The sequence below is a fragment of the Chryseobacterium sp. BLS98 genome (genome assembly GCF_001045445.1).
Lineage (GTDB): Bacteria > Bacteroidota > Bacteroidia > Flavobacteriales > Weeksellaceae > Chryseobacterium.
Genome location: NZ_LFNF01000002.1, coordinates 413228 through 433091 on the forward strand (window position 1 = coordinate 413228; position 19864 = coordinate 433091).

12 protein-coding genes are annotated in these 19864 nt (G+C 37.2%); 2 read left to right on the plus strand and 10 right to left on the minus strand.

Annotated features, from left to right (window positions below):
• Positions 1-103: 103 nt before the first annotated feature.
• Both ACM40_RS06740 and ACM40_RS06745 read left to right on the plus strand, forming a co-directional pair.
• Positions 104-802, plus strand: coding sequence for a hypothetical protein (locus ACM40_RS06740; protein WP_048502069.1), 699 nt, complete (start codon positions 104-106; stop codon positions 800-802).
• Between the two features lie 89 nt (positions 803-891).
• Entirely contained in the window at positions 892-1362 is a 471-nt protein-coding gene (locus ACM40_RS06745; protein WP_048502070.1) for a cupin domain-containing protein, read from the plus strand.
• Positions 1363-1882: 520 nt separating this feature from the next.
• Here ACM40_RS06745 and ACM40_RS06755 read toward each other — a convergent pair.
• The 10 genes from ACM40_RS06755 to ACM40_RS06800 all read right to left on the minus strand — a co-directional run bounded on the left by ACM40_RS06755 (position 1883) and on the right by ACM40_RS06800 (position 19197).
• On the minus strand, positions 1883-2326 hold the full coding sequence (locus tag ACM40_RS06755; protein WP_228376153.1) for a helix-turn-helix domain-containing protein: 444 nt from the start codon (positions 2324-2326) through the stop codon (positions 1883-1885).
• A gap of 19 nt (positions 2327-2345) precedes the next feature.
• The gene (locus ACM40_RS06760; protein ID WP_048502072.1) at positions 2346-2552 is read right to left on the minus strand and encodes a hypothetical protein; all 207 of its coding nucleotides are present in this window, start codon (positions 2550-2552) and stop codon (positions 2346-2348) included.
• Between the two features lie 133 nt (positions 2553-2685).
• Positions 2686-3540: a glycosyltransferase family 2 protein gene (locus ACM40_RS06765; protein WP_048502853.1), complete on the minus strand. Its 855-nt coding sequence runs from the start codon at positions 3538-3540 to the stop codon at positions 2686-2688.
• Positions 3541-3749: 209 nt separating this feature from the next.
• A complete protein-coding gene (locus ACM40_RS06770) occupies positions 3750-5363 on the minus strand; it encodes a hypothetical protein (RefSeq protein WP_048502073.1) in 1614 nt (537 codons plus the stop codon).
• Between the two features lie 19 nt (positions 5364-5382).
• A complete protein-coding gene (locus ACM40_RS06775) occupies positions 5383-6012 on the minus strand; it encodes a hypothetical protein (protein WP_048502074.1) in 630 nt (209 codons plus the stop codon).
• Between the two features lie 315 nt (positions 6013-6327).
• Positions 6328-14031: a PA14 domain-containing protein gene (locus ACM40_RS06780; RefSeq protein WP_083996807.1), complete on the minus strand. Its 7704-nt coding sequence runs from the start codon at positions 14029-14031 to the stop codon at positions 6328-6330.
• A 20-nt stretch (positions 14032-14051) separates the two neighbouring features.
• Positions 14052-14810, minus strand: coding sequence for a hypothetical protein (locus ACM40_RS06785; protein WP_048502076.1), 759 nt, complete (start codon positions 14808-14810; stop codon positions 14052-14054).
• 144 nt (positions 14811-14954) lie between these two features.
• The gene (locus tag ACM40_RS06790) at positions 14955-15503 is read right to left on the minus strand and encodes a hypothetical protein (RefSeq protein ID WP_131705342.1); all 549 of its coding nucleotides are present in this window, start codon (positions 15501-15503) and stop codon (positions 14955-14957) included.
• Between the two features lie 327 nt (positions 15504-15830).
• Positions 15831-17426 (minus strand): tetratricopeptide repeat protein, encoded by a 1596-nt coding sequence (locus ACM40_RS06795; protein WP_048502078.1) that lies wholly within the window; start codon positions 17424-17426, stop codon positions 15831-15833.
• A 262-nt stretch (positions 17427-17688) separates the two neighbouring features.
• Positions 17689-19197 carry a tetratricopeptide repeat protein gene (locus ACM40_RS06800; protein ID WP_048502079.1) on the minus strand — a complete coding sequence of 503 codons (1509 nt, stop codon included), beginning with the start codon at positions 19195-19197 and terminating at the stop codon, positions 17689-17691.
• Between the last annotated feature and the right edge of the window lie 667 nt (positions 19198-19864).

A 19864-nucleotide genomic window follows, 5' to 3' on the forward strand; every position in this document is an offset into this window, starting at 1 on the left:
TTAATCGGTATTAATTGTAACATCTAAAAACAAACTTAATTCTGATTGATTTTCTGATGTAATCCTTATTTTTGCAGAGCAATCCTATTTCTCCTTCTAAATTATGAATGATAAATTTCCCGACAGCAATCAAATCTTTAGAGTCCCTACTTTTAGCGAACTGGTTAATACCGATTTCCAGGGTACGATGAATGCGATTTGCTGGCACAGAAATTTAACCGGAGACTTTAAAGAAATTGTTTCTAAGCTTCAGTTGAAAGAGAATATTACAGAAGTTTCGACTGATGATCTTTCAGCGTTGCAGTTATCCCAGGAAGGGAATAAGGCAAGGGAAATTATTTTAAATGATTTAAAGTTATTAACTGATTTCGGAGCATCGCCTTCGCTCAATTTACTTAAAAATTACGAGCGGGATGAGGAGTTTGATTTCATTTCCACCGATGTATATTCGTATCATGTGGATCGATCGCCCATTGGAACCGACACTTTTTTATGTACCTATCATGGGACTGCAAGCGATATCCTGCCTAACAGCCAGGCTGAACAAAAAGTTCTGATCCCGGAAATCCGTGAAAAACTGAAAGAATTACATGGCGGTCCTGAAGCAGAATTTGAAGATTTCCTGAAAGACTGTTTTTTCGACCTGCATTATCAGCCGAAACACGGTGCAAAACCTGTAAATTTAGGATCAGGACACCTTTGGCGCCTGGCAGTTGATCACCCGGCTCAACAGGCTTTACCTTGTGTTCATAGGGCTCCTGTTGAAAATGATGGTGAATATAGACTATTGTTGATTTGTTAAATATGGATTCTTCTATGAATGCTATTTTGCCTGCACTTTTATATAATTTTGATCAATTGATATACATTATAAATTAATACTTAACCTACATGGCTGATACCGTTATATTATCTGAAGGAACAGAATTCGATCACGTTATAAAGGAGGTTTCAAAATACATTCACCTGTATGTAATGGCCTTTGAAAAGGAAGAACGAACCATTACACGCATCGATAAGCGTGAAAATATGTACGGAGGAAACGGAACTGTATACATGATTCAAATGTTCGACCAAAATGAACTGACCAATAATCGTCTGGGTGCCTATATGGTTTTATTGAATAGAGGCGATGAATCGGGGTTCCATACTCACAATGAAAAAAATGAAGAAGAATTATATGTCGTTATTCATGGAACCGGCGAATATCGTGAAAGAACCGGAACCTATGGGCCGGAACGAAAAAAAATACTTCAAAAGGGAGATATTACAGCCATAAGTTCTATAGGTTATCATTCTATTGAGAATACAGGAGATGAGCCTTTAATTATGTTTGTTATTACTACTAATAATCCGTCATAAATTGCGATACACGCATGTCTACTTTTGTAACACAACCTAAATACAAACTGAATATCAATAATTTACAAAATATAAAGATATACAGTAATATATGTCATCATTATTAAATGAAGTTCCCAGCATCAGTTTAATCTTTTAAAATCCCGTTAAATATGATTTAACGGGATTTTGTCTTTTTATTGTACTAAGAAGAGATTTCATTTTAGAACGAATGTTTTCTTCCATTTTGCAATCGTATTTCTACTTAGCTTAAAATGAATTGACAACTCAGTATTATTAAGATTATTCTTCTTTTGATAATTCAGAATATTGATAACTGCAGCCTTATCGTAAGATTTGTGTTTCTGATCAAACTGAAGTTTTTCCTTGTTCCCGACTCCGAAAATGAGGTTATTAAGCCTGATAACATCCAAAACAGAAAGTTGATTTTTTTTAAAAAAGAAATCACATACCTCCAATTTTTCCGGATATTTTCTTGTGACTATATCTTTATATATTTTTACGTAATCAGGTTGTAAATTTATTTTTTGTATTTGTCTATCCATTTGTATAGGGTGGTTTTAGGTATTTTATATTCATCTACGATCTGTTGTTTTGTTTTCTCACCGGAGCTAGCAAGCTCTAAAACAAAATCGATAACCTCTTTTGTATAAATATTTTTTCTAAATTGTGGAAGCTTTGATGTGCCATTAGTGGTATTGTTGTAATTGTTACTTGCCGGGGGTGAATAAAGAATGAGATGTTGGCTATAAATTCTAAAAAAATCATAGTCTAATAATTTACTCCAACGCAGTAAAACTTCCGAATCTATACTTTTACATTGATACATTTGCTTTACCTCATTCTCTGTGCATTTCAAAAAATTACAAATGCGGGGTACCTCAACTCCTAATTCATCCACACGATCCTTTATTAATGAGCCGATATCAACAGTTCTTAAATTAATTTTATTTTGAGTGTTCATGTTTTCTAATATAATTTCATTAATAGCCAATATAAAAGTCTCTTACTCTTTCTTTTTTATCAAAGTATAAATGGATTTTTACAGATATTAATCCAAAACAATATCTTTTCAATACATATTGCCAAACGTCACTGGTATATTTTTGTTCAGACATCTTTCCGCAAAAAACCTCTATTTCGGGTTTAGTTTTGCCCATGACATTTTCTTCCATTTTTATTTCATTCATAATTAAAATTGTTTTAATAGTTTATAATATCTTGATGTAGTACATGTAGAGCTTTAGTTATATTTGTGCTAAAACCTTTTTTATAACAGAAATACATTTATAGCTAAATTAAGTTCCAACCCATATCAAAGGGTTAAGTCTTTTCAAGGGTTTGTATCATTCTTTTTAAAACAAGAATTATTTTTGTTTTTAATCTGACCACAGGATAATTCTGATAATCAATCAATTGAAATATTTCTTCGGAATTATTATAGCTGGTTGGTATATTTTGCTGATTTATTTGTTTAATTCCTCTTCTGTGGATAGTTTCCAGAATTACCTTTGCAAATTCGCTTTTTGCATATTCCTTTTTATCATTCTGAGAAATGCCACCCGAATGGAGTCTGTATTTATATAGTACTTTTTTAATGAGTTCAGTATCTCCATATTCTAAAATTTTGAGATATAGATCCTGATCTACAGCTGCTTTTAGTTCAGGATTTATACCGGAAGTTTTTAAATATATCCTCCTTCTGAAAACAAAAAAATGAAACATCTGGATAGGACAATTAAAGAATAACCGATTATTATTAATTTGCTTGATTTTTTTGAAAACATTCAAAGGATTTAGATCTCTATCACAAAATAATACTTGAGAATAGGTAGCAACAATACCTTCGTCCGAATTCATTTTTTTAAGGGAGCACGCTATAGCATCTGGGAAAAGTGCATCGTCCGGATCCAAAAAAGCACAAAAATCTGTCGTTGCATAGTCCACACATTTTCTTTTTGTAAAGCCGCAACCTTTGTTCTCCGGGTTTTGATACAACCGGAATCTGTCATCACCATCTATAAGCTTTTTGATAATCTCCACAGAATCATCCGTAGAGGCATCATCCACAATAATAGCTTCCCAATCTCCAGATGTCTGACTGATCAAAGAAGCATAGCAATCTTTAAAATATTTCCCGTTATTATAATGGGCTATCAGAACAGAAAAAGTTTTCATAGGTGTCATGTATTTTTAATTGCTAAAAAAAATAGTCGTAGCAGAGATCCTATATTGATATTCTTCAAATCAATCACCTTCTTTTTTTATAGGAGCTAACTAGCCTCATTTCTATCATTTTTTATTTTTTTAAATCTTTCACAAGGCAGAAACTGCCTTGCAAAAGATTAAATATTCTCTCAAATTAAATTATGTTAAACGATTTTTGATTATTGCTTGATAATTGGTGTGCAATAAAGTCCCATATCACCATCCAAAGCTTGAAAATCTGCCCCTTGAGAATAAGAATTAGCATAAATTCTTACCCCTTGCAGATATTGCCCCACAGGACATTTTGCAAAATGCACTTTGTTGTCTTCTCTGATACCAGGTCCTTGGGCATCAACAGCACCAGGGCTAGGTTCCGTAATATAACCTGTATTTAATTTCGTACACTGTACTTTCATATATCCATCCAGGTAAGTGGCTGCATATATTTGTAGACCTGTCATAATACGATTGTCCGGACATACTGCCAGATGGAATACCCCATCAGAACTTATGCTTCTGGTATTGGTCTGGCTATTTAATGCTGACAGTCCAAATTCTCCGTAATAATTAACATCGTTGGTGTTCAGTTCATCAGATCTTAAATCGCCATTCAGAGTAATATTACCATCCAGTCTTTTGGTGGCATAAATTGACAGCGATGTTGCCGCATAGGCTCCTTTATCAGACAGAAGTGCAGTATGCCACTGATTGTCAGTAGAGGTATTTGGACCTGTTACGGTTGCAATAGTTCTTGATTTGTCGTACAATACTACATATTCAATGTAGTTCTCCCTTCCGCCTTCAACCCTTTCCAGTACATTCAGCGTAAAACCATTCTTCGTTTTATCGGCAACCAGTACATTGAGATGATACTCATTAGCATTACTCAGATTCAGGCTTGTTGTTTTTACCGTAGCAAGAACAATATAATCTTCCGTTGCCAATGGCACTTTAAAATCTATCTTCAGATTTGCTGAGCTTATGATATTAACAGGCAGCGTTACAGTAGTATTGGTATTAATCAGGGAAGATCCAAAATCATGACGCCACTGGGTATTGCTACCTCTTACATCATCAATATGAATAAGCCCCGAGGCAATTGGCTGAAGACTTGAAGCTTCAAGATCAGTTCCCGGTATTGTGGATTTTCCGATAAGTGCCTTCAAATCATTCAGTGAAATCTTCTGAATATTTCCGGTACCATCCTCAATTAAAAGATTGGCGCCCGTGTTTGAGCTTGATAAGTTGCCAAACCGAACACTTCCGCTTACATCTAAAACAGCAGCCGGCTTATCTACACCAATTCCAACATTGCTTCCTTTGAAAACAATAGAATCACTGGCTGCCGTAGCAATGCTGCCATCCGTCTTTTTCCACGGATTATCGAACCCCATAGGTTTCCAGGTTCCTCCGTTTGTACTGGTAGATTTATTGTCATAATACCAATACCCCCCGCTTAAGGTGCCTTGCGTTTTACCAACTCCTGCCGTACCACCTTCTTTGGTATTATACACTACAAAACCGTCATATCGGGTAGGATAAGAAGTGGGAGCTCCAATGGGAGTTCCACCAAAAGCAGTAAATGTACTCAGATCTACCCTTGGGTAAATCATTCCCTTAGCGACATTAGTTGTATTATTATTTGCTGCATTTGAGGAGGCATCTAAAAAAGCAGAACTTGTTGCTGATGATGAAGTATTTAACGTAAGATCCGGGAATCTTACTTGTGCTTTGGCATTAAAAACGCCTGCCATTACCAGTAGTATGGCAGTGACTAATTTTTCTATATTCATATTCGTTGTGTTTATTATTTTAAAATTCCGTCAGGTTGATATAAGATCCATCACCCGTACCTCCTATATACATAAGAACTTTAGATCCCTGTGGATCTATAGTCTGTGAATAGGCTATATCTCGGGTTGGCAGAGGTGAAAGTGTTACACCAAAGGACGTTTTATTATTGATATAATAGGTTTTCCCAATAGGAATCCCTGTGGTAGGTAGCGTTAGAGTAAAACCATTAGCACTGGGAGCTAATAAAATAATATCGTCTGTTGATAAGGCCGTATAACTACCTGTCTGTTCTGTGGTTACATTTTTCGCAACGGTGATATAACCTGTAGAGATCTTTTGCCATACAAGACCATCAAAGTAGTAATATCCTGCAGCAGTAATATTAATGGTTTTGGGTGTTGAAGCCCCTACAGCAGAAGTAGCATAGACAATAGCACCTATCTGTGCTGTAGTATATTTGGTATCTCCAGCTTTGATCTGGTCTCCGGTAAGTCTGGGGGCAATAATCCCTTCCGGTGAACTTCCATCTGTTGTTTTGGCGGTGATATCCAACGTCGATTTAGGGGATATGTTATTAATCCCGACCTGTGAATAGGCCATTGTGGCCCCGGCTACTAAGAAAGTAGCAGCATAAAATTTTTTTTTCATTTGTGGTTCTTTTTTTAATATTTCACTTATACATTGATATAAGTGAGATATTTTATAATTTGAGAGAATATATTAAAGTTGATAATCCATAGCCTTCCCGATACGATATTTCTTGTTCTTGATCATCAGGATATCAGCGCCCGATCTCCCTATGGCTAACCATATTATTATAGAAATAGATGTAGAGATTTGATTTGTGTTAAGTTATTATTGATTTCTTTTAAAGCATTATTTACAGGGCAATCTGCCCTGTAAAATAATACTCCGGTTCTCATTTGAAATAAGAACCCATAAAAACACACTGATTCTTCTTTATCATTTCAGTCTCACTCTGCTTGTTGCCGGATTTACCGGTACACAAGGCAGTCCGCATACAGGAGGCTGATAGATGAATGTAATATATCTGGTGAGATTAGCATCCAGGTCAATACTTGCCTCCCACTCTTTGGAAGTAGGGTTCAGCGTCATTTTCACCACCTGCTGGGTTGCCATTGCAGAGGTAAAATCTGCCTGGTCGCTCACCACCACATATACATCATTATTAGCCGGCACTGTATTCAGCTTAGTCGCAGATAAAGTGTTTGTGCTATCCGGGATCGTTACCCACAGTGCAGGAACCGTGTTGGTAGTCGTTACCTTCCACTGTCTGGCTATCCTGTTCACGCACGTATTACCTGCTAAGGTTTTTGGCTTGTTGGCTGTTGACCAGGTCAATAGTCCGTTGTCGTCACCCATTACAATATAGCTTCTGTCCTGCAACCATTTGGATTGGATACCGCTGTTCTCTGCCATGATAGCCCCTTCTATGCTTATTTTCAGCATACTGCCTGTTAGAGCGGAAGTAGACTGATTCTGAGCAAGACAGCCCGATATATCATTCCCTACACCGAATATCCTGTTACTGTAAGGTGCGGTAATATCATAAATGGTTGTAGCTAATGCATTAGTACCATCGTAAGCAGGACTGTAATAGTTGTGTGGCAGTGTCTGGCCGTTTTTAATTGCCAGATAGCTATTCAATACCTGCTGCTCGGCAGTTGATAACGCACGGTTATAACTGAATGCTTCCATGAAGGTATTGTTACCCGGTGTCAGTGTCGTGGTGGCATAATAGGCGCCTACACGCAGACTGTTCGTACTATTAGCTAATAGTGTTACATTATTGGCAGTACCGGTAGCTGTTGTACCATTAACGCTTCCATAGGTTACGCCGTTGTTCTGAACAGTGCTCCAGAAGTTTGGAGCGTTCGCAACTGGGGTTCCGGTATTTGGAACGCCTAAGTTACCAAAGCTTGCAACACCAAAAACACCTGCCAGGTCATAGTTTGAGCGGGAAAGCCCGAATAACCCGGTACTATTGATACCCAATGCCACTCCATAAAGCGTACCTGCATTGTTGGCTGTTATAGCTGTTTCACTTAAAGTGCTGCCTGTTTGCAGGAAAGCTCCTGAAGCCAATGCAAGTGTTTTATTATAGTTGCTTGCAGGTGTACCGGCATTCACGGTTGCTGTACCTGTACCATTACGGGTTAGCAGGTAATTGCCCGTTTCATCTACCATGGTACCGTTGGTTACAGCTATGGTGCCATTGCTTTTATTATCTGCACGGTACCAAGAGGTTAATCCATCTGAATTACCTCCGGGTGCCAGACACGTTGCCACTGTGGCAAATGTGTAATAATCACCATCTGTGAAATCATAGGTCACCGTCCAGTCCGTACCGTTAGGGATCATAGGCACAACCACAGGATTGTTGAAAGATCCTCCGGATGCCGAATTAGCTACGATCAGATAGATAGGATCAGTCGCTGAGTTCTTAGGTACAGGAAGTTTATCCGTAACTGCTGCCGTACTGGTGTTTCCAGGTACCTGCAGATAAACCGTACTTATCGTACCTGTCTCTTTTACGCGCCATACCCTGTTCAGCCTCATCAGGCTGGTGCCGGAGTATACGATACTGTTCACCCCATTCCAGGTAAGGGATTTGTTATTATCACCAAACAGAAGGAAGCTTTTGTCTGCTGTAAAAGAAGCCGTATTGGTAGCATTGGTTGCCGCCATACCATTCACCGCATCATTGGAGATCTTCACCATTGCCCCTACAGCTTCCTGGCTGAAGGATTGCTTTTGCTCCAGCGCACTACAATCATCCCGGCCGATACCAGTAATGCGGTTCCAGTAATTTCCATCCGTGTAAGTTGGCGTACCATTGCTGGCAATATACTGAGTACCCATTGCTGTTTTATCTAATGTAAAACCATATTTGGTGGCCATATAAGAATGGATCTTGCGCATATCCAGGCTGGTAGCTGCGCCTTTGTCATCACTGTAGATCACGAATTCTCCAAGGTAGAAATTAGCCGGACTTCCAGCTCCGCTTAAATTATCATTTCCTATTCTGAAACGACCACTTACATTCTGAACATCTGTATTATTCGTAGTACCGGTACCCACTGTATTTAAGTTGCTGTACAATCTCCACGACCCGGATGTAGAATTCGCGAAGCTATAGATCTCCGGTACCGTCAGTGCCGGATTTCTTGCAAGTATATTCGCAGTACTGTTAGACCAGTAAGCTTTGGTACGTTCCAGAGAAGTTTTAACCGTCCCGGCCCCATTATTATCGTGGAACCAGAATACCTGTCCGGTAGATGATGCCACCTTTCCGCTGAACACACTAGTCATTGCAGTAGTAGAACGGTAATCCGAACTATTGATGTTGGAAGTAGAAGCCAGCACGTCATTAACCCCATCAAACAATACGCCTGTATTGTAATTAAATGTACCCGGCTTGTATAATGGGTTGTAGCTTGCATTGACCTGGTTTACGGAACTGAATGTAGCCCCAAACTTCATATTGTTGATACTTGCTACAGGGTCTCCGTCAGCAGCCACATATTGTGTTTGTGCTGCATCTGTGAATAAGTCATAATCCACATTAAACCAAGTTGTCATATTGGTCGTAACACCTCCCGGCGCTGCATTGATGTAAGCCAGAGTAAAATATTTACCATTGGTCAGCTGTGTAACATTGTCGAAATAGGCTTTACCTTGGTATACACGGGTTACATTTACTATTGCAGCATTGGTATAGTTCCCCTGAATATCAGTAATCAGTAACACCGGCTTATAATTGGCAGCATTGATACTAAGTAATCCGTTCTTCCCTACTTCTACGTTTACTGAGCCCGGTGTACCTGTGCTTTGCACCAGCCATTCTCTGTCCACTTTCACATAACATCCGGCAAGGGTTGCAGGCATTGTATTCGTGTTAGTAGTAAAAACATTGGCATTATGACCAAACATCATAAAGTTCAAATTGTTGGTAAACGTATTGGTATTGACCAGGTTGTTGGCAGCAATTGACCCTCTTCCTATGGAAATAATATCTCCACCATCTGTACTGGTGCTTTGCTTTTGGTTCAAATTACCACAATCATCTCTGCCGATACCTGTGATATCCAGATTGAAATCTGCGTTTAGTGAAGCATTCCAAACGGTGCTTCCGTCACTAGCGATATAATTGGTTGGCGTGGTTTGATCTAAAGTAATCCCCCATTTGATAGCCAGGTAGCTGTTGACTTTTTGACGCTCCAGGGCCGATAGTTCCCAAGGATAATACACAATCTCATTAAGATTGCCTGCATAATTGCGACCACTATAGTCCGGCCCGCTACCTACCTGCAGTTGGTCATTATCATTAAATTGCGTGTTAAATGCCGGTGTTGGCAGTGTAGCTGAGAGCCTGCTTGCTCCATTGGCATAAATTTTACCTAGACCTGCACTGCTCAGCTGGCCCGAAATAATATCGGTGGTATAATTAGCCGAATTATAAAAAGCCGTACCCTCATTCAGGTTATTACTGGCTGTAAACAACTGCAAAGTACCTCCACTCAATCTTGTTATTCCGAAATTCGTACCAGTCCCGTTATCCCGCCCAAAGGCTGAATACATCGTTTCTCCATTAGTGGTATTGTTGTTATTGGATCCTGTTGCAAATATGGATTTCGCCGTTCTGCCATAAGCAAATCCATTCAGATAACCGCTGCGATAAAACCAGTCTTTTGTAAAATAGATAGACGGGTTGTAGTTTCGGATACCCCCTATACCGGTATTGTTAGAGGTTGTATAATAATAAGTAGGATCTCCATTTCCGATTACTGTATTTCCGTTTCCGCTGAGATCGTTCCAGGCAAGAGTATTCAGATTAGCACCATCTGCATTCACAGCAAGTGCATTGTCATCTGATTGGTACCAGGCAGAAAGCCCTACCGCAGCAGCCGGGATTAAAAACATATTATCCGGAATCGCAGTATATGCCCCGCCTGAGTTGGTACTCCATTTCAGGTCAAAGTTGGCAGCACCGCCATTATTAGCTCCTCTTACAATGATATCGTACAAGCCTGCAGGTAATGAAATATCAGTAGCACTTGCAGTCGTTGCATTTGCAGTAATAGTCAAAGGAACAGACATAAGCGTCCCGCTACTATTTTTTATTTCAAAATAAGCCTGGTCATCCCCTGTCAATTGGAAACGATAAGTGCTTAGTGTATTTGTTATATTTAACTTACCGGTAAGCTCAACTCCAAAATTAGTTAAATCACTAGCTCCTCCCTTGGCAGCGGCAAAAGCACTAAAGCTTGCTGTGTTATTAAGATACCCCGTACTGCTTAAAATATCTCCGTTGGCTCCGTCGGTAAATGGGATTGTACCGAGGTTTCTGTTGCTTGTACCATTGGTTCTGTACATTTTGTAAGCCAGTCCGTTCATGTAATCTACACCTGCTATGGTAGCAGCTATGCTGGTTCCGGTAGGCTTGCTCACTCCACCAGGATATCCTATGGTAGATACTACTGTGAACACCACTCCATCATTAAGAACCACATTGTCAAACGTGGCAACACCACCCAAGATATTGGTTGCATAGAAAAATGCAGTGGTACCAGTGGCAAAATTGCCGTCACCATCTGTATCAACAGCCAGGGCTACTTTGTTCCAGTTGGCCGGGATCTTATTGGTCGTATCACCAACAGTTACTTGCAACATATTGGTTACCGCCCCTGTATTCTTTACCTTCCAGCTGCGGACATATCGTGCTGCATTACAGCTTGCGTAAGTGGGTGGAACATTTGCTGTTGTAGCTGAGAACACCCCATTGTCATTGGCAATCATAATAAATTGCTTATTGGCTGCAAAGCTACCCGTGTTGGCAGCATTGGTCGTGGCAAGGGTTGTAAGGCCAAAAGCCACATTATCCGTACCATCCACATACGCTTTGGATTGACGCTGGTTCAAACCGGAGCAGTCATCCCTGCCAATACCGAATACTCCATATTTATAGTTCGCATCGGCTATCCATGGTTTTGTGATCCCATCGCTGGCGAGATAGTCTGTTGATGTACCATCTGCTAACGGAATGCTGTATTTGATTCCCAAATATGAATTGATCTGTGTAATTTGCGTTGCCGATAAGTTTGTATTGTAAACGATCAGTTCCGGGACGTAAAAGTTGTTCCAGTTGGAGCCACCGGCATCAACCACATCGGTTCCAATTCTGAAATTACCCGATAAGGAGAGATTGGCTGAAGTAGGATTAGTAGTTCTTATTACACCATTTGTTCTCAAAATAGCATTCGTGCCATCGGCAGTATTACTATACAGACCCAAATTAGCCATTGTAGGGAAAACAGAACTACCGGTAGCGCCATTGGCTGTACCATTACCGTAAACACCATAAGAACCACCGGATAAACCTACAACACTATTTTCCCAACGGTGATTATCACCTCCTAAAGTAATGATCTCATCCCACTGCTCTCCTGAAGTAAATCCGCCTTTTCCGGTCAATACATAGAACTCGGCATATTTGTTTATGCCATTCATGCCAAGTGGGTTGATGGAACTGGTATAGTAATTATCGCCACCACCAAAATAAACGGAAGGGTTATAATTGAACTTATTATCTACCTTGGTCATCCCACCGCCTGCGCCACGAGACAGATTGTTCTTGTTTGGACTAAAATCCGCCCAGACGCCCACATTACCCAATGCCAGATTAGGATCATCCGCTTTGGTCCACAATGTTAATCCTGTGCTTACACCACCGGGGCTTGTCAGGCTCCATCCGAAAGTAAATACACTGCCATTGGGAAGATTCACACCTTTGAAAGTAGCTACTCCTGCTGCCGTAACCGATGATGCAGACACCACAGTTGCGTTGGTAAAGTTGCCCGTACCGGTGGCATCTATCCATATCGATACATTGGCGGCACTGGCAGGAAACAAGAAAGAACCCGAAGTTGCACTGCCTGCCTGGAGCGTAACATTAGTAACGGCTCCAGTGTTCTGTACTTTCCACATCCGGTTAAGCGTATTCACTACACAAGAGCTTGCCAAAGCTGTAGGCGTTGTTGCAGGTGCAGCGTTGACAGTTAAGGCACCATTATTATCACCCATCAACAAATAATTACCGTCTGCAAGTACGCCATTGTTCAGCGCATTGGTGGTGGTAATACTTGTATCTTTTGATACCACTAAAAAATCATAGCCTGTTGTAGAGGTCATCTGGCTCTGGCTTTGTTTTTGGTTCAGACCTTCTGCTACCAGTTCTCTACCGATCCCAAATACACGGTTTATATATAACCCATTATTGCTGGGTGTAGTTGTAGTAACGTTATATATAGGCGTACCCAAAGTATTTAAATAGTCGTGTGCCAGGGTTATCCCATATTTAATGGCTAAATAGCTATTAACCTGTTGCTCTTGTGTTGTAGAAAGCTTGAACGGATAATAGATTGCTTCCGGAATTCTTGCAGTATTTATGGCACCGGCACCAGGATCAGTCGTTGTTCCAAATCTTAGGTTGTAGCTAGCATTGGAAACTACGTTTGAAAGTGCGTTCACAGAGGTACCGTTCATACCGTTGGCACTTGCAAATAATGGGTTGGTATTGCTTGGTGCCGCAGCACCCAAAACCTGTCCCAATGAACCTGTCAATAATTTAGGTTCATAAGCGGTCCATGCACTTGTTGCTGCTGCACCAGACCCTTGAATAGCTGTCTGTGTACCATTAGAAGTCTTATAAGTTCCAAAATAACTATTAGCAATAGGGGTTTGTCCGGTGGTAGTGGTATTTGTATGCAAAAATAACCAGGCAGTCTGTCCTGTCCCAGATGTATAATTGGCTACGGTAAATATACTTTTTGTAGCCCCCCTGTAACTTAAACCTTTTTGATTGGCACCAACACCAAAAAAATCATCGCCATCAAAAGGCACACCGGGGTTAAAGTTAATTTGGGTATTCACTGACGTACTTGAGCTACCATTGCTGCTCGAAATGTAAGTCATATCACCATTGCCTGCATAATCAGGTGCTTTATTAAGCCAGGCATTTATCTTATCCACTCCAGCTCCACCATAGTTAGCGGTAACAGCAAGATCAGATGCTTTATACCAAGCTGTTAGTTTACTGTTGTCTGTCCGTACAAAACGGCCGTCAACATCTGTCGGCAATGTAAAGCCTGTTGCACCTGCCGGCACAGCAGTGAACTTCAAAGAGGCAGAATTATCACCTCCCAGTTCATAATATTTTACCTTGATTGTGTGATCACCTGTAGTAAGGTTTACTGTAGTGGTAACAGTACTAGTCTGAGCTGAAACTACCAGATTATTATCTATGTATAGCCATATCCTATCATCAGCTGCCACGCTAAACGTATAGTTTCCTGCAGTGGTAATCTCAAGAGTCCCGGTATATTCCATACCGTAATAATCGGCATCTATATTATTGAACTCCGTACCGGTAATCTTGTTGCTGTAGCCGGTATTACCTGGTGTGGCATTAGATGTGCCTGCACCAAAGCCTGTCTGATCACTAAATGTGCCATTGTAATAATCTGCTTTGTATCCCCTGGTGCTTCCTGTAGAAACACCACCGGGATATTGGGCCTGCGTTTTTATTACCCCCGAAAGCAAAAATAACGGCAGTAATAAGTGTATATATTTAAATCTATATCGCATCTTATGTTTTTTTATGGTTATTATGGTCTAGGTAACTTTCTAAGTACCATTACAATATTCATAAAAGAACACGCAGATGCTGTACCTGTAACATCGTAAGTCAGCAGGCCATTATCCGTAATACTCACATTTGCAAATACTGATGTATCATAAGCCGTAATGTAAAAATCAAAATAGCGGGCATCATACACGGGTATGGTTGCGTTCTCCGTAGTTGCATTTTTCACCAAGGGACTGTTACCTGTTCCGGAAAACTGTTTTACATATTCATTATAAATATTTAATGTCTGTCCGTTTTGTATTAAAGTAGTGCTGATACTGATACTAGGTGTGTAGATAAACCTGATAGGATCTACAATACCAATACTTGTGGGAGTAGGATTGGTAAGGCCGTAAGTTGCCGTTAAAGCTCCGCCGCCACTGCCAATAGCCTTCCATAAGTTGGCTCCGGAATCAAAGTAATAGTATCCGATAGCCGTCACATTGGCTCTCGTGGCTAAAGTGTCTCCTCCGGAAACATCTGTAACATAGATAAGGGCTCCTGCCTGATTAGCACCGTAAGTAGCCGTATTACCAGTGAGTTCTGCTCTCGTTAAGCGAGGTGCAAGCAAACCTAAAGTCTGTGCATTGTCTATAGCTCCCGTACCGTCTAAGTTGGCTCGTTTTGCGTTGACATCCATTGTAGCTTTAGGTGAACTGGTATTGATACCGACCTGTCCGAATACGAGAACGTTGAAGAGCAGGGTTATAAATAGTATAAGTTTATTTGTAATTTTCATAACATTGTATGTTTTAAAAGGGTTTTTAATAAAAAAAGAATGTGTTTTTATTTATGATTTGCTGCCTATTGACCTCCCTCATTTTATATTAAAAAACATAGAAAATAAAAGTGTTTCATACGGTATAATATAAATTCATGATGGTTACACATTTGCATTATTCATTGTTAATAAGGATTTTAGATACATTACAGAGGTTGGCGGCGGCCGTGTGGTATGCTTACTAAGAAAACATATTGTTCTATAAATACATTCGTGTTTTATGATTCCATAAACCGAATAATCATTGAACAAAAAAGTATTGTATAAAACCGCATTATTAATAAATACAGTGGATGCGGAACTGATGATACAAACACTGTCATTTCTTGTAGAATTGTAAATATGAGAAGATGACTGTATGGGTACTGATAAAAAATTATTTACAGATAATACTGGCTTATCATTATTTACTTTAACCGGAATTCCTTTATGGGTAACACTTTTCTTCGGCTTTTCATTAGTATGGTTTGCTAATGAATTTAATTTGGGTTTTGTTTCGCTATAATTGATATACAAGGTTGTATCACTGAAGATCTTTTCTACATTTTTAACGATTGTGCCTTCTATAATGTAAACATTACCACCTTCAAAAGGGCTTGCAGATGGCTGAATATCTGGATTGTTCAGGTCATCAACGTTATGAGTTTTCACACCATCTACTATAGATAGATTTATATCACCTTTTATAAAAATCTGCGGGAAACTAAATTTTGGCAAAAGCAATACAATACAGAAAATTAATTTCCTATATCCTACACTTACTGTTTGACAAAAAACAGTAAAGATTGTACGAAATAATTTGTTGTAAAATAGTATTGACACTTTAATTGCTACTAAATAGTTATAGTCTATTTAATGTTAGCAAATTTGGAAATTAGGGAATATAGAAGGTACTCTAATCTACTTATCAGGGATACTTACATCTACGCAAGTGCCTATAATACTATGAATTTTAAATGTATAAAAAGTAAATGATTTTTAAAAAGTCAAATTATTTAGCCAAATACTTATATTTTCCTGTGATGGAATATTCATTTTTTTGCGAATCCTGTATTTTTTAGATTCGATAGATCGTATTGAAGAATTGGTGATCTGAGCTATTTCTTTGGTAGAAAGATTAAGTTTTAATAGAAAGCATACTTCCAACTCGGTGATTACCCAGTTGGGGTAATTGGTTATAATACCTTTAGAAAATATGGGGAATTTCTGTTTAAATCCTTGCATAAAGGCTAGATTATTTTCATAAGCAAGCTGATAAAGCTCCTCCAGTTCTTTTGTTGTAACAATATCAATTTTCTTCTCGGTAGAAATGGTGTGAACATCTTTAAATTGTAAAGCCTTTTTATTTCCATTTTTAAATAAACCTGAAATTCTGCTTTTCAGGCTTTTATTATTTAAATTAACAATAGGGATTGTATTATTGGTTTCTTCACCATCCATATTATAAGATAATGTCTGTTCCTCCTGATACTTTTTGGTAGTCATTTTTTTATCTACCCATATAATGTAGATGATGCAGAGGATAATAACAAAAAATAATCCGGCTAAAAGATAATACCAGACTACCGATGAAGCTGCAAGTTCTTCATTATTGATTTTTTTGAAGTTATTTCTAAGCATTTTCTTTTCTTCAATATTTATACTGTCAGATAGGTTTCTATATTGTTTCAGATAAAAAGCTTCATGCTCATAATCTTTAAGCTTTCCATAAACATCTGAAGTAGGAATATAAATACTCAGTAAAAAGTATGGCATATTATATTTTTTGGCTAGAGAAATAGCTTTCAGAAAATATTCAAGGGCTTCCTCATTTCTATCTTGTTTTTGCCGGATAATACCCATTTCCAAATAAATTGAAACACAGTTTCTTTTATCTCTAACTTCTTTCTGAAAAATCTCTGCATCTTTTAGATAGGTTTCGGCTATATTATATTCTTTTTTTCTAGAATATATACTACCAATATATGTATTCGCGGCAGCTATAAAACCAGACCGGAATATATTTTTTTTGCTTAATTTCTTAGCTTCATTATACATTAGTTTACCATAATATAATTCTGCAACAGTATCTTTTGGTGAAAGGCCGGAAAAACCATAATAAATATTATATTTTACCATCCCTTTTAAATCATTATCGGGAATATTGCTGCTAATTTCCAAAGCTTTATCAAAAAAAAATTTAGCTTGCCCTTTATATCCTAAACGAAACAAAACCATCCCTTTATAATAGAATAAGTAGGCACTACTTTCATAATCTCCAATTTCTTCAGCCAATGGAAGTCCTTCTGCTACTTTATTTAAGCATTCATGATAATTACCACGAGTGTCTTCCAGATAAATATTAGAAAATAAAACCAAAGATTTTACCATTCCTTTTTTATATTGTATTTCTTTGGATTGGTAATAGACTTCTGTAGATAATCTTAACATTTCCTGCTCTCCTAAATCTTCATAAACATTAACATCATTAAGAATAGTTATCAGACTATCTATTTTTTTAATTGAGAAGCTATTTTGAGCATGAATTACATTAAAATTAATAATTAATAAAAAAATAATCGATCTAATCATCATATTGTTGTTTTTCTAAATACATTAATATAAAACAACAGGTATATTGGCGTTTTGTTGTTTTATTATTTACCTTTTGATTGACTAAAATTAAAATAGCTGCGATTTGGGAAAAGATCGCAGATTATAATTAAGCGTTTAAAGAGGTTAAATATGAAGAATAGAGTTTAAAGATAATACTCTGATTTACGTATATATTATACGCAGATATACGCAAATGCCTATACCATTACAATCTTTGAGAATAAAAAAGACGAAAATTTCGCTAAAAAGGTGAGTTATTCAGCCAAACGCTTATATCCTGCTGTGATGGAATCTCCATTTTTTTTCGGATTCTATATTTTTTTGATTCTATAGAACGTATGGAAGAATTGGTGATCTGAGCGATTTCTTTTGTTGAAAAATTCAGTTTTAACAGCAAGCATACTTCTAATTCATTACTCGTCCAATTGGGATAGGTCGTCGTAATATTTTTGTAGAATATTGGAAAATGATATCTGAATTTCTGTATAAAGGCCAGATTATTTTCAAAGGCAAGCTGATAGAGCTCTTCCAGTTCTTTTGCTGTGGGCTCGTTATCTTTTAGATTTACAACTCGTGTAATAGTTTCAGGAGCTTTATTACTGTTATTATCTGATACTATTTCTTGTTTTATTTTAGCAGGTATTTTCTTTTTACGAATGAATAATGCAATAGCAACAGAACAAATTAAAACAAAAAGTCCGGATAAAGTATAATACAATATTTCTGGAAAATATGATTTCTTTTCGCTAATCAGTCTTTTTGCAGTATCTCTAATTGCTTTTTTTTCTGCAGCATTTAAACTGTCTGTTAGAGATTTATTTTTCTTCAAATAGAGTGCTTCATTTTTATAATCTTGGTTTTTAGCATATACTTCTGCAAGACTATAGTAAACAGCAGGCAAATAAGAAGGAGTATTATATTTTTTTATAAAATAAATAGCTTCTAAATTATAATCGATAGCCTCTTTATTTCTGTTTTGCATTTCGCGAATATAGGCCAGGTTGATATAGATAACAACCAGGTACCTTTGATTTTTCATCTTCATCTGTAAAAATTCTGCATTCTTTAAGTACTTCTCTGCTTCATCATATTTTTTTTCTAACAAATACACATTACCTAATCCCAAAACACCTGAAAGAAGAAAACCTGGTTTTTCAGGATCTTTTTCACTTATTTTTTGAGCTTCATCATGAATTAGTTTTGCATACTTTATAGCAGTTTGATTTGATTTGGATCTAAAATAAATGGTGAAATACCCCTTATAAATACTCGCTCTTACTTTATATTTCTTATTATTATCTAAAATTTTATCACTAAGAATCAATGCCTTATCTAATAACTCTATGGCTTGATCTTTATATTGTATATTAGATAAACTCAAACTTTTATAATATAACAGGTACGCCTGGCTTTCATAATCTTCAAGCTCTTCCGCCAATAAAAGTCCTTCTGATATTTTGTCTAAGCCTTCCTGATAATTGCTGCCATTGTTTTGCATATTTAATGTATAAATACGACCAAAAGAAACTAAAGCTTTCAACATACCTTTCTTATAGCCGGCTTCTTTTGACTGGTAGTAAATTTCTGTACATATCAGTAACATTTCTTTTTCTCCTTTATCCTGATATGCATCAACAACATTCACAATTTTAATCAAACTATCTATCTTTTGATTTACATTATGATCCTGAGCTAGAATTATATTAGAGCCAATTATTGAAAATAAAAAAAATACTACAAATATCCTCATATTAGGAATTATTATTAAAATAATAAGACATAAACCCATCACAAATTAAACATTAACTCATTTATGCTTAATTATCTACAAATTTAAATAAATAATGGTAAAAAATAAATGTCACCAAATATTTTATTTTAAAAGAGCACTTAAAGAAGAGATATTTAATATTTAAGAAAAAATCATTTGGTACATAACCATATAGCTAGGTAATTATCATCTCCCATTTTTAATTTCCAGGATATAAAAAGATGCATAAACTAATATAGGATCAATGAAAGAGAGTTATTATTTATTGTATTAAAAGTCAAATAAAAATACAGGATCGCCAAGGAAAAGAAGATTGTTTTCCAAATAAAAATCCCTCTAAACATTACATTTAAGGGTCATTGTATTATTGTAATTAGAATCTATATGCGTTTAAAACACTACCTACTTCCTTTTTATTCAGGTTTACATAAAAGTAATGGAACATTTAGCAAACAATTATTTTGCTCATATCATCCGCATGGCTGGTTACCTTGTTTTCTTCTGTTCAATTTTGACAAATGCTTTAATATTCAATACAATATAAACAGAATGAAAAATACCCAAATAAGCAAGTATTATTGCAGCAAATAGCATGTTATAATTCTTAAAAGCATCAACATAAAATGAAAAAAGAAATATGAGTAAA